The following is a 12,848-nucleotide window of genomic DNA, read 5'->3' as shown; positions in this document are numbered from 1 at the left end:
AGTTAATAAATAGAAGATTTTCGAGAAAACATCATGTTGTATAACATAAACCATCTATCTTTGCACTGTGTTTTTCATGGTATTAGATTTAAGGTTAACAAAGATTGGCTGTCTGGGATAGATAGCCTTCTTTTTTTTATACCCCCTTCATTTGTTTTTTCACGACCAAATCTCTTCTTTTCTTCGCATTTATGCCATTTTTATCCCCTTTTTATCAAATTACTAGTCTACCTATTCAATGAAAATATTATATTTGCAAGGTTTATGAACGTGAAGAGAAACACAAATTAAAAAAGTCATGAGTATAAAAGTTCGTTTGATTATTATGAACTTCCTGCAATTCTTTGTATGGGGGTCCTGGTTAATATCACTAGGTGGCTATATGGGAAGAGAACTCCATTTCGAAGGAGGACAGATCGGAGCCATTTTCGCTACTATGGGGATTGCCTCTTTGGTAATGCCGGGTATTATTGGTATCATTGCCGATAAATGGTTTAATGCAGAACGTTTATACGGGCTTTGCCATATCGCAGGAGCCGGATGCCTCTTCTACGCTTCTACCGCAACAGGATACGATCAGATGTACTGGGCCATGTTACTCAACTTGTTGGTATACATGCCCACGCTATCCCTCGCTAACACTGTATCGTACAATGCACTGGAACAATATAAATGTGACCTGATTAAAGACTTCCCTCCCATCCGTGTATGGGGAACGATCGGTTTTATCTGTGCCATGTGGGCGGTCGACCTTACCGGGTTTAAGAATTCAAGTGCACAGCTTTATGTAGGCGGTGCTTCCGCGTTACTGCTCGGGCTTTATTCTTTTACCCTTCCTGCTTGCCGACCGGCTAAATCAGAAAACAAATCATGGCTCTCCGCTTTCGGTCTGGATGCGCTGGTGTTATTCAAGAAAAAGAAGATGGCTATTTTCTTCCTTTTCTCCATGCTTTTAGGTGCAGCATTGCAGATTACAAATACTTATGGTGATCTTTTCTTAAGTAGCTTTGCCAGCATCCCCGAATATGCAGAATCATTCGGAGTGAAACATTCGGTAATCCTGCTGTCCATCTCGCAGATGTCGGAAACACTGTTTATTCTTGCCATACCTTTCTTCCTGCGTCATTTCGGAATCAAACAAGTCATGCTAATCAGTATGTTTGCCTGGGTATTCCGGTTTGGGCTGTTCGGCTTTGGAGATCCGGGATCGGGACTATGGATGCTGATCCTTTCCATGATCGTTTATGGTATGGCCTTTGATTTCTTCAACATTTCCGGTTCATTGTTTGTTGAACAAGAAGCCAATTCCTCCATCCGTGCCAGTGCACAAGGGTTGTTCTTTATGATGACTAACGGACTGGGAGCCATCATTGGCGGATATGCCAGCGGTGCGGTAGTAGATGCATTCTCTGTGTATGCTGACGGCAGACTGGTGAGTCGCGAATGGATGGATATCTGGCTGATATTCGCAGCATACGCGCTGGTGATCGGCATCCTGTTTGCCTTGGTATTCAAGTACAAACACCAGCAGGAGAGTAAAACAAATTAAGTAAAAGAGAACGATGGACAAAAAGGTAGAATTACAAGTTATAAATATCACGAACAGCCAGGCGCAAGTAGGCGCGTTTGCTATGCTATTAGGCGAAGTGGACGGTGAACGGCAACTGCCTATCATCATCGGTCCCGCGGAAGCCCAGGCTACCGCTTTATATCTGAAGGGAGTAAAGACACCCCGTCCATTGACACACGATCTGTTTACAACAAGCCTCACCATACTGGGAGCCAGTCTGATACGTGTGTTAATTTACAAAGCAAAGGATGGTATTTTTTACTCCTATATTTACCTTAAGAAAGACGAAGAGATTATACGTATTGACGCACGGACTTCAGACGCCATTGCCTTGGCAGTGCGTGCCGACTGTCCAATTCTTATTTATGAATCTATTCTTGAACAGGAATGCCTTCACATGTCGTCGGAAAAAAGAACCCGTTCTGAAGAAACGGACAACGACGAAGAGACTGAAGAAGAACATGATTTGCCGGATGCTACTTCCAGAACGCTTGAGGAAGCACTGGAGCAGGCTATCAAAGATGAGAATTATGAATTAGCCGCCCGGATACGTGACCAAATCAACTCAAGAAATAAAAACCAGTAAGTAACATTATGCACGTTTTTTATACTCCCGATATACAGAAAAGCAACGAACTTCCCGAAGAGGAAGCACAACATTGTACCCGCGTTCTGCGATTAGGTATCGGAGATGAAATCACTCTTACGGACGGTAAGGGGAACTTCTACAAAGCTGAAATTACTGTTGCGACCAACAAACGTTGTTTTGTAACGATCAAAGAAACGATTTTTCAGGAACCGTTATGGCCGTGCCATTTACACATTGCCATGGCACCGACGAAGAACATGGACCGTAACGAATGGTTTGCAGAGAAAGCTACCGAAATCGGATTTGACGAACTGACTTTCCTCAACTGCCGTTTCTCGGAACGTAAAGTCATCAAGACCGAACGGATTGAAAAGATTCTTGTATCAGCAATCAAACAATCTCTCAAGGCACGGTTGCCTAAATTGAATGAGATGATCGAATTCGATCCGTTCATCAGACAGGAGTTCAAAGGACAGAAGTTTATCGCCCACTGTTATGAAGGTGAAAAACCTTTATTAAAGAATGTCCTGAAACCCGGAGAAGACGCCCTTGTCCTGATAGGTCCCGAAGGAGATTTCAGTGAAGAAGAAGTCAAGAAAGCCATCGAACAGGGATTTGTTCCGATCAGTTTGGGCAAATCACGACTCCGTACGGAAACAGCGGCACTGGTGGCCTGCCATACGCTGAATCTACAAAATCAATAATTCTGAATCAATGATTATACAACTTTTAAATAACATAAGTATGGCAAAGAAAACGATTTCACGACTCTCGGTACTGGCAGTACTGATTGTTTTTCTGGCAGCATGTTCCAAAACATCGGAGTATACCAATGTGATACCGGCTGACGCCTCGGTAGTTGCCTCTATCAACCTCAAATCCCTTGCAAGTAAAGCGGGATTGGATGATAAAGAGAATGAAGCTGCGAAACAAAAAGTACTGGAAGCACTGAAAAGCGGAATGAATGCCGCTACCTTCCAACAACTGGAAAAGGTCATGAAGAATCCGGGTGAATCGGGAATCGATGTCGAATCTCCATTCTATGTATTCTCATCCTCTTCTTTCCCTTACCCTACTGTTGTAGGTAAAGTGAACAACGAGGACAATCTTCATGCTTCACTCGACGTGATGGCTAAAGAACAAATCTGCCAGCCGATAAGCGAAGCTGACGGCTACAGTTTTACAACAATGAATGGCGGCCTGCTCGCTTTCAACAATTCTACTGTATTGATAGTCAATGTAAGCGGAACCACTCAAACTGAAAAAGCCAAAGAAGCCATCACTAATCTGTTGAAACAGACGACCGATAACAGCATTGTAAAATCAGGAGCTTTCCAAAAAATGGAAAAGCAGAAAAGCGATATCAACTTCCTCGCTTCTATGGAAGCTATCCCTGCAACCTATCGCAACCAGATAAGCATGGGGTTACCAACGGAGGTGAAAGCAGAGGACATCACTCTTGTAGGAGGACTGAATTTTGAGAAAGGCAAGATTGCCCTCAAAACAGAAAACTATACTGAAAACGAAGCCGTGAAAGCGCTTATAAAAAAACAAATGGAGTCATTTGGAAAAGCAAACAACACTTTCGTTAAATACTTCCCGTCTTCCACACTGATGTTCTTCAATGTAGGTGTGAAAGGAGAAGGGCTTTACAACTTATTGAGCGAAAATAAGGAATTCCGCAATACAGTATCTATTGCTAAAGCAGACGAAGTAAAAGAGTTGTTCGGCTCGTTCAATGGTGATATTTCTGCCGGATTAATCAACGTAACGATGAACAGTGCTCCTACTTTCATGATGTATGCGGATGTTAAGAATGGTAATGCCCTCGAAACAATTTATAAGAACAAGCAATCATTGGGACTGAAAAGAGGGGAAGATATCATGCAACTTAGCAAGGACGAATATGTCTACAAAACAAAAGGCATGAATATATTCTTCGGTATCAAGGATAAACAAATGTATGCTACCAATGATGAATTACTCTACAAGAACGTGGGCAAAGCTGCCGACAAATCGATAAAAGATGCTCCTTACGCATCGGATATGAAGGGTAAAACCATCTTTGTTGCAATCAACGCTGAAGCAATACTGGACTTGCCTGTTGTTAAAATGGTAGCAGGTTTCGGAGGACAGGAAGTTAAAACATATATTGAGTTAGCCAATAAGGTTTCTTATCTGTCAATGAGTTCAGAAGGAGAAATCAGCGAGATCGACCTTTGCCTGAAAGACAAAGACGTCAACGCTCTCAAACAAATCGTAGACTTTGCCAAGCAATTTGCCGGCATGTAATTAATTTGTAAACAAACGGTATGAATAGTATTCACCTGCAGCAAACACTTCCCCAAGTGTTTGCTGACCGTAATTCGGTGACTTCGGATGTATGGCACCAGGATCTGATCTTCCGGAAAGAAGAAATGTATCTGATTGAAGCAGCTTCCGGCACCGGCAAATCTTCGTTGTGCAGCTATATCTATGGTTATCGCAACGACTACCAGGGGATTATTAATTTCGATGAAATCAATATCAAAGCATACTCCGTGAAGCAATGGGTCGACCTAAGAAAGCATTCACTAAGTATGCTTTTTCAAGATTTACGCATCTTCACCGAACTGACCGCTCTTGAAAATGTGCAATTGAAGAATAACCTTACCGGATGCAAAAAGAAAAAAGAAATCTTATCATTCTTCGAGCAACTGGGTATCGCAGATAAAATAAATGTGAAAGCCGGCAAACTATCTTTCGGACAGCAGCAACGTGTTGCCTTTATCCGGGCACTCTGCCAGCCGTTCGACTTTTTATTTCTGGATGAACCGATCAGCCATCTGGATGATGATAACAGCCGCATCATGGGTGAACTTATCATTGCCGAGGCAAAGACACAAGGAGCCGGTGTAATCGCAACCTCCATCGGTAAGCATATCGAGTTGCCTTACAACCATATACTTCAACTGTAACGAGTAATAAATAACAAAAAATGAGTGGAAAATAGTAAGTGAGAAAATCAGCCGTCTCCCTCCACTGCAACATTTCAAATCGTAAATCGTAAAATTATAAATAAAATGCCAACCCTTGTCTGGAAGCTCCTCCGCCAACATATCAGTATCGGTCAACTGGCCGGTTTCTTTTTAGCCAATCTATTCGGCATGATGATTGTATTGCTTAGTGTGCAGTTTTATAAAGATGTCATTCCGGTATTCACCGAGGGAGACAGCTTTATGAAAAAGGATTTCATCATAGCTACCAAGAAAATCAGCACACTCGGTTCTTTTGCAGGAAAGAGTAATACGTTCTCTGCCGAAGATATTGCGGATTTGAAGAAACAACCGTTTACCAAAACAATAGGGGCTTTCACTCCTTCTCAATTCAAAGTATCGGCAGGATTGGGCATGCAGGAAGCTGGTATTCATCTTTCCACGGATATGTTCTTTGAGTCTGTTCCTGATGAGTTTGTGGACATCAAACTCGACAAGTGGCACTTCGACGAAAGCACGCATACCATCCCCATTATCATTCCCCGCAACTATCTGAACCTTTACAACTTCGGTTTTGCACAGAGCCGTAGTCTTCCCAAGCTCTCGGAAGGATTGATGGGGCTAATTCAAATGGATATTATGATGCGTGGAAACGGACGGGTGGAACAGTACAAAGGAAACATTGTCGGCTTCTCCAATCGTCTGAATACGATTCTTGTTCCCCAGTCTTTTATGAAATGGGCGAATGAGAATTTCGCACCGAATGCAGAAGCACAACCGGCGCGATTGATTATCGAAGTGAGCAATCCGGCGGATTCCGCTATCGCCAGCTATTTTCAAAAGAAAGGATATGAAACGGAAGACGGCAAACTGGATGCCGGAAAAACGACTTATTTCCTCCGTCTTATCGTAGGCATTGTATTGGGGGTAGGTTTATTTATCAGTATTCTTTCATTCTATATCCTGATGTTGAGCATTTTCTTGCTCTTGCAAAAAAATACGACTAAGTTGGAGAGTTTGTTATTAATCGGGTACAGTCCCAACAAGGTAGCATTGCCTTATCAGTTACTCACGGTAGGACTGAATGTTATCGTACTTGTATTATCCATCGGATTAGTCTCCTGGCTACGCAGTTATTACATAGACAGCATCCGATTATTGTTTCCACAACTGGAAACCGGGTCATTATGGGCAGCTATCAGCATGGGTGTTGTGTTATTCATTGTCGTATCGGTGATTAACATACTGGCAGTAAAGAGGAAAGTACTTTCTATCTGGATGCATAAATCATAAATGTATTCAAAGATATATCGTATGAAAAGCAAAACTACATTTTCAATGAATAGAGGTTCAATGGCTTTCTTTTTCGGAATGTTATTCTGTTTTACCTCATTATCCGGACAAAACACACAAGATACAATTCTTGCGTATTTCAATCTGCTGGAGAAAGTTCCGCAAGAAAAACTGTATCTGCATTTAGATAAGCCTTTCTATGGAGCAGGAGAAAAAATCTGGTTCAAGGGGTATCTCGTAAATTCTGTCACTCATCAAGACAATACGCAAAGTAACTTCATCATTACGGAGCTTGTCAATCGTTCCGACTCTATCGTGGAACGCAAGAAGATTCGCAGAGATTCGTTAGGTTTCCATAATGCTTTCACGCTCCGTCCCACTCTCCCTGCAGGTGACTATTATTTGCGGGGATATAGCAACTGGATGCTTAATCAGGAACCGGAATTCTTTTATTCACGTAATCTGAAGATTGGTAATTCGATTGATAACACGATTGTTTCAAACATTGAGTATCAACAAGAAGACGAATCACATTATACAGCTAGGGTCAGATTTACCAGCAACACACAAGAGGCTTTCGGAAATACAACCATCCGCTATCGCACCATCGAAAACGGAAAGATAAAAGATAAAGGTAAAAGAAAGACGGACGAAAGTGGTTTGATTTCTATTTCTCTGCCGGATCTGAAGCCTATTGCCGCACGCCAGATTGAAGTAGAATTTGACGATCCTCAATATATTTATAAGAGAACGTTCTATCTGCCTTCGTTTACAAAAGACTTTGACGTTAAGTTCTTCCCGGAAGGTGGAGCTCTCTTGACCGTTGCTCATCAAAACATAGCTTTCAAAGCTCAAGGATCGGATGGTTTTTCCACAGAAATAGAAGGATTTCTGTTCGATGCAAAAGGAGACACATTAACTGCTTTTCGTTCGGAGCATGATGGTATGGGAGTTTTCACCTTGAACCCGATTGCAGGGAATTCCTATTATGTGATTGCCAAGTCTAGTGACGGCATTACCAAGCGATTCGATCTTCCGGCCGCAGAAGAAAAAGGAATCGCTCTTTCCATGACGCATTACAAAAAAGAAATACGCTACGAAATCCAAAAAACAGAAGCTACCCAGTGGCCTCAAAAGTTATTCTTGATTGCACACACTCGTGGGAAGCTGGCAATCTTGCAACCGGTCAGTGCCGACAGGACTTTTGGAAGAATGAATGACAGTTTATTCAACGCAGGTATCACCCATTTTATGTTAATCGACCAACAGGGAAACGCACTTAGCGAACGTTTAGTTTTCGTACCCGACCGGAATCCACATCAATGGCAAATCCTTGCGGATAAGCCTACATACGGAAAAAGAGAAAAGGTTTCCTTGCAAATTTCAGCAAAGGATGATAACGGAACTCCGGTAGAAGGTAGTTTCTCCGTCAGCATTACAGACAGAAGAAGTATCCAGCCGGACTCACTTACAGATAATATCTTATCGAACCTTCTACTAACTTCAGATTTGAAAGGATATGTAGAAAATCCGGGGTATTATGTTCTTCAGCAAGACCTGCGTACACTTCGCACGATAGACTTCTTGATGATGACGCACGGATGGCGTAGGCATCATATCCAAAATGTACTGACTTCGCCTTCATTGAACCTCACCAACTATATGGAAAAAGGACAAACGATCAGCGGACGTATCAAGGGTTTCTTCGGCGGCAACGTCAAAAAAGGACCTATTTGTATTTTAGCCCCCAAACAGAACATCGTTGCCACTACTACCACAGATGAGAAAGGAGAATTCATCGTCAATACATCATTCAGAGACAGCACAACTTTCCTCGTTCAGGCACGTACCAAAAGAGGATTCGCCGGAGTAGACATCGTGATCGATGCTCCCCAATACCCGGTAGCTTCTCCTAAATCTCCTTTTCATGATGGAACATCAACCTCCTTTATGGAAGATTATTTGCTAAATACCCGCGACCAGTATTACATGGAGGGTGGAATGAGAGTATACAACCTAAAAGAAGTAGTGGTTACAGGAAGCCGCAAGAAAGCCAGTTCGGAAAGTATTTATACAGGAGGCATCAACACCTACACTATCGAAGGAGACAGACTTGAAGGATTCGGTGCACAGACGGCCTTCGATGCAGTCAGCAGGCTTCCGGGGGTCAGTGTGACAAACGGAAACGAAATACATATCCGCAACAATCCCGAACAACCCGTTATCGTCATTGATGATGTTGTCTATGAAGACGACAACGACATACTGACCATGATTCAAACCAGCGACATGTCCAGTTTGAGCCTTCTTCGTGGTGCTGATGCAGCAATTTTAGGTTCCCGCGGATCGGCAGGTGCCATCGTCATCACCCTGAAAGACGGCAAGGATCTTCCGGCAAGACCGGCACAGGGCATTATTACATGTACTCCATTGGGATATAGCGATTCAGTAGAGTTCTATCAGCCGACTTATGACACTCCCGAGAAAAAGAATGACCAACGTTCGGATTTACGAAGCACTATCTACTGGAATCCATCCTTACAACTGAATGCAGACGGAAAAGCAACTATAGAATATTATACTCCGGACAGCACTGCACCGGAAGATATCATCATAGAAGGCGTGGATAAAAACGGAAAGATATGCCGGACGATACAAACGATCAACAAAAAATAAATGAAACTGAATTTGAGATATGAATAGACTCATTATTGGTACAAAAAATGAACTAAATACAATCTATTCCGTGCTCCCTGCAAACGATTTTTCATTTTCATTTCTCATATTCTCATTGTTTTTAGATAAACGGAAGATAATCAGATTAATATCTTATGAGAAATACTTTTTAAAACGGCATTTCTCATAAGTTTATCCGTATTTTAGCTCTAAATAGACCTTATTCTCATAGTGTTTCAAGGTATTTCTCATAGTGTAATGTGCCGGAAGCCGGCATTGAATAAATAGAACGATGTATTCCTTTTGCTTGTTTCCATATACAGTGCCTTAGTCCCATATATTGTGGGAAAAGATTCCCAACAGCTTGGGAAAGGATTCCCTCATTTTGTGGGAAAGTTTTCCTTCAATATATGGGAATACTCTCCCACAATATATGGGACAATCGGAACTAATGAGCATCTTCAAGCAATAAGCCACTATTTTATCTAAATAGTAGCTTCGTTTCCTGATAAAAATAAGGTAAGTCGAAAGAAAAAAGGAAAGACGAATGGCTTTTGACTATGAGAAATACCCTGAAACACTATGAGAATAAGGTCTATTTAGAGCTAAAATACGGATAAACTTATGAGAAATGCCGTTTTAAAAAGTATTTCTCATAAAATATCTATCTGATTATCTTTCGTTTATCAAAAACAATGAGAATATGAGAAATGAAATGAAAAATTCTTTTTCAGTGCGTGGAGGTGGGAATTCATTTTGTACAAGAACGAAAACATAAAGAATCCTTCTCCCTCTACTTATCTTGATAAAAAAGTGATTGAATATCAAACAGGTTAAAATTATTTCGTAATTTTGCAGATATAAAAGAATGAAGCTATGCCGGACTATGATTTAATCGCCATACTCGGACCTACAGCCTCGGGTAAAACTCCCTTTGCCGCGGCCTTGGCCTATGAACTCAATACAGAAATTATCAGTGCCGACTCTCGTCAGATATACAGAGGGATGGATCTCGGTACGGGAAAAGACTTGGCAGACTATACAGTAAACGGACGTACAATCCCCTACCACTTAATCGACATTGCAGATCCCGGATATAAATATAATGTATTCGAATATCAACGCGATTTCCTGATTTCTTACGAATCAATCAAACAAAAAGGCTGTCTCCCCGTTTTATGTGGAGGGACAGGCATGTATCTGGAATCCGTATTGAAAGGATATAAGCTGATGCCCGTGCCGGAAAACCCTGAATTACGTATTCGTTTGGCAAATCATTCGCTCGAAGAGTTGACGGAAATATTAGGCCGGTACAAAACATTACACAATTCTACCGACGTAGATACCGTGAAACGTGCTATCCGTGCGATAGAGATTGAAGAATATTATGCTGCCCATCCGGTTCCCGAACGGGAGTTTCCTGAATTGAACAGCCTCATTATCGGAGTGGATATTGACCGGGAACTGCGTCGTGAAAAGATCACCCGCCGATTGAAACAACGGTTGGACGAAGGAATGGTAGATGAAGTGCGGCAATTGATCGAGCAAGGAATTGCGCCGGATGATTTAATCTATTATGGGTTGGAATATAAATACCTGACATTGTATGTTATTGGAAAACTAACCTATGAAGAGATGTTCAACGGTCTGGAAATTGCGATCCATCAGTTTGCCAAACGGCAAATGACCTGGTTTCGCGGCATGGAAAGAAGAGGATTTACCATCCATTGGATGAATGCGGAACTGCCGATGAAAGAAAAGATAGCTTTTGTAAAAGAGAAACTGGAAGGGATTTAGTATCTTTGTCAGTTATATAGTGTGATTTTTAATACACAATAGGATAGATATACGAATATGAGTGTAGAACCAAAGAAATGGGGAGTGATTTACAACCCGAAAGCTGGTACCCGAAAGGTAAAAAAGCGCTGGAAAGAAATTAAGGAGTACATGGACAGTAAAGGCGTGGACTATGACTATGTACAATCCGAAGGTTTCGGTTCGGTGGAACGTCTCGCCAAGATTTTGGCCAACAATGGTTATCGCACGATTGTCATTGTGGGCGGTGATGGGGCATTAAATGATGCCATCAACGGCATTATGCTATCCGATGCCGAAGATAAAGAAAACATCGCTCTCGGCATGATTCCCAATGGTATCGGAAACGACTTCGCCAAATATTGGGGGCTTAGTACCGAATATAAACCGGCTGTCGACTGTATCATCAATCACCGGCTGAAGAAAATAGATGTGGGGTACTGCAATTTCTACGATGGAAAAGAACACCAACGCCGCTACTTCCTCAATGCTGTTAATATCGGACTGGGGGCACGAATCGTTAAAATCACCGATCAGACCAAACGCTTCTGGGGGGTGAAATTCCTTTCCTACGTGGCCGCCCTGTTTTCTCTTATATTTGAACGGAAACTCTATAGGATGCACCTCCGCATCAACGACGAGCATATCCGCGGACGCATCATGACCGTATGCATAGGCAGTGCCTGGGGATGGGGACAGACGCCTAGCGCCGTTCCTTATAACGGATGGCTGGATGTCTCCGTTATCTACCGACCGGAATTCCTGCAAATTATCTCCGGACTATGGATGCTGATTCAGGGAAGAATCCTGAATCATAAGGTAGTGAAAAGCTACCGGACGAAGAAAGTAAAAGTACTACGGGCACAAAATGCCGCTGTAGATTTGGACGGGCGGTTGTTGCCTAGACATTTCCCGCTGGAAGTAGGGGTGCTTTCGGAAAAAACAACACTTATTATTCCAAATTGATAAATTCAGGCACGGATTACGCGGATTACACGTTTTTTAGTAAATCTACATCTGCAAAAGCCGTATAGTTCGCGTAATCCGTGCCCGAAACATAAACTTATAATTAGATTAAGAAAAATGATAGAACTTAAGAACAATCCTGCCGGTAACTTCTTTCTGTTGGCAGGTCCATGCGTTATAGAAGGTGAAGAGATGGCAATGCGCATTGCCGAACGAGTAGTAAAAATCACCGAAGCTCTGCAAATTCCATACGTATTCAAAGGCTCTTACCGCAAGGCTAACCGCTCACGCCTGGATTCGTTTACAGGTATCGGTGACGAAAAAGCACTCAAAGTATTAAGAAAAGTACATGAAACTTTCGGAGTTCCGACTGTGACAGATATTCACAGTGCAGATGAAGCAGCTATGGCAGCCGAATATGTAGATGTACTTCAAATCCCGGCTTTCCTTTGCCGCCAGACCGATTTGTTGGTTGCAGCAGCGAAAACCGGAAAAACAATTAACATCAAAAAAGGGCAGTTCCTTTCTCCGCTGGCAATGCAGTTTGCTGCCGATAAAGTGGTGGAAGCAGGAAATAAAAATGTGATGCTTACCGAACGCGGAACGACTTTCGGTTATCAGGACCTTGTTGTAGACTATCGCGGCATCCCTGAAATGCAATCATTCGGTTATCCGGTTATTCTGGATGTCACCCATTCCCTGCAGCAGCCCAACCAGACCAGTGGAGTAACCGGTGGAATGCCGCAACTGATAGAGACTGTAGCTAAAGCAGGTATCGCCGTGGGTGCTGACGGGATATTCATTGAGACACATGAGAATCCTGCGGTAGCTAAAAGTGACGGTGCCAATATGCTAAAGTTAGACCTTCTGGAAGGGCTGTTAACGAAGTTAGTCAGGATACGGGAAGCTATAAAATAACTCTTTTCCCTGTCTATTTGTGATTTACAACCAAACAAGACGACAA

At 42.4% G+C, this 12,848-nt stretch carries 10 protein-coding genes; all 10 read left to right on the top strand.

Features of this window, described 5'->3' with window-relative positions:
* Positions 1–298: 298 nt before the first annotated feature.
* The 10 genes from INE92_RS25820 to kdsA all read left to right on the top strand — a co-directional run bounded on the left by INE92_RS25820 (position 299) and on the right by kdsA (position 12,802).
* Positions 299–1,549: a nucleoside permease gene (locus INE92_RS25820; protein ID WP_008020916.1), complete on the top strand. Its 1,251-nt coding sequence runs from the start codon at positions 299–301 to the stop codon at positions 1,547–1,549.
* A 13-nt stretch (positions 1,550–1,562) separates the two neighbouring features.
* Positions 1,563–2,156 carry a bifunctional nuclease family protein gene (locus INE92_RS25815; protein ID WP_004315428.1) on the top strand — a complete coding sequence of 198 codons (594 nt, stop codon included), beginning with the start codon at positions 1,563–1,565 and terminating at the stop codon, positions 2,154–2,156.
* A gap of 8 nt (positions 2,157–2,164) precedes the next feature.
* Positions 2,165–2,863, top strand: a complete 699-nt coding sequence (locus INE92_RS25810; protein ID WP_004315426.1) for a 16S rRNA (uracil(1498)-N(3))-methyltransferase — start codon at positions 2,165–2,167, stop codon at positions 2,861–2,863.
* Between the two features lie 40 nt (positions 2,864–2,903).
* Positions 2,904–4,451, top strand: coding sequence for a DUF4836 family protein (locus tag INE92_RS25805; RefSeq protein ID WP_008645657.1), 1,548 nt, complete (start codon positions 2,904–2,906; stop codon positions 4,449–4,451).
* Between the two features lie 20 nt (positions 4,452–4,471).
* Positions 4,472–5,116 (top strand): ATP-binding cassette domain-containing protein, encoded by a 645-nt coding sequence (locus INE92_RS25800; protein WP_004313014.1) that lies wholly within the window; start codon positions 4,472–4,474, stop codon positions 5,114–5,116.
* A 105-nt stretch (positions 5,117–5,221) separates the two neighbouring features.
* Positions 5,222–6,427, top strand: coding sequence for a hypothetical protein (locus tag INE92_RS25795; RefSeq protein WP_004313013.1), 1,206 nt, complete (start codon positions 5,222–5,224; stop codon positions 6,425–6,427).
* Positions 6,428–6,448: 21 nt separating this feature from the next.
* On the top strand, positions 6,449–9,103 hold the full coding sequence (locus INE92_RS25790) for a TonB-dependent receptor plug domain-containing protein (RefSeq protein WP_195436694.1): 2,655 nt from the start codon (positions 6,449–6,451) through the stop codon (positions 9,101–9,103).
* 876 nt (positions 9,104–9,979) lie between these two features.
* Positions 9,980–10,900 (top strand): tRNA (adenosine(37)-N6)-dimethylallyltransferase MiaA, encoded by a 921-nt coding sequence (miaA, locus tag INE92_RS25785; protein WP_004316676.1) that lies wholly within the window; start codon positions 9,980–9,982, stop codon positions 10,898–10,900.
* 57 nt (positions 10,901–10,957) lie between these two features.
* Positions 10,958–11,884, top strand: a complete 927-nt coding sequence (locus INE92_RS25780; RefSeq protein WP_004316677.1) for a diacylglycerol/lipid kinase family protein — start codon at positions 10,958–10,960, stop codon at positions 11,882–11,884.
* 117 nt (positions 11,885–12,001) lie between these two features.
* Entirely contained in the window at positions 12,002–12,802 is an 801-nt protein-coding gene (gene kdsA / locus INE92_RS25775; RefSeq protein ID WP_004316678.1) for a 3-deoxy-8-phosphooctulonate synthase, read from the top strand.
* Positions 12,803–12,848 lie beyond the last annotated feature (46 nt).

The sequence above is a fragment of the Bacteroides xylanisolvens genome (assembly GCF_018289135.1).
GTDB lineage: Bacteria > Bacteroidota > Bacteroidia > Bacteroidales > Bacteroidaceae > Bacteroides > Bacteroides xylanisolvens.
The sequence above is the reverse complement of the archived record's forward strand: the minus strand, read 5'-3'. Positions and strand labels throughout refer to the sequence as shown.

Coding starts and splice junctions, on each gene's coding strand:
- INE92_RS25815 (WP_004315428.1), top strand. CDS start 1,563: ATGGACAAAAAGGTAGAATTACAAGTTATAAATATCACGAACAGCCAG.
- INE92_RS25820 (WP_008020916.1), top strand. CDS start 299: ATGAGTATAAAAGTTCGTTTGATTATTATGAACTTCCTGCAATTCTTT.
- kdsA (WP_004316678.1), top strand. CDS start 12,002: ATGATAGAACTTAAGAACAATCCTGCCGGTAACTTCTTTCTGTTGGCA.
- INE92_RS25780 (WP_004316677.1), top strand. CDS start 10,958: ATGAGTGTAGAACCAAAGAAATGGGGAGTGATTTACAACCCGAAAGCT.
- INE92_RS25810 (WP_004315426.1), top strand. CDS start 2,165: ATGCACGTTTTTTATACTCCCGATATACAGAAAAGCAACGAACTTCCC.
- miaA (WP_004316676.1), top strand. CDS start 9,980: ATGCCGGACTATGATTTAATCGCCATACTCGGACCTACAGCCTCGGGT.
- INE92_RS25805 (WP_008645657.1), top strand. CDS start 2,904: ATGGCAAAGAAAACGATTTCACGACTCTCGGTACTGGCAGTACTGATT.
- INE92_RS25795 (WP_004313013.1), top strand. CDS start 5,222: ATGCCAACCCTTGTCTGGAAGCTCCTCCGCCAACATATCAGTATCGGT.
- INE92_RS25790 (WP_195436694.1), top strand. CDS start 6,449: ATGAAAAGCAAAACTACATTTTCAATGAATAGAGGTTCAATGGCTTTC.
- INE92_RS25800 (WP_004313014.1), top strand. CDS start 4,472: ATGAATAGTATTCACCTGCAGCAAACACTTCCCCAAGTGTTTGCTGAC.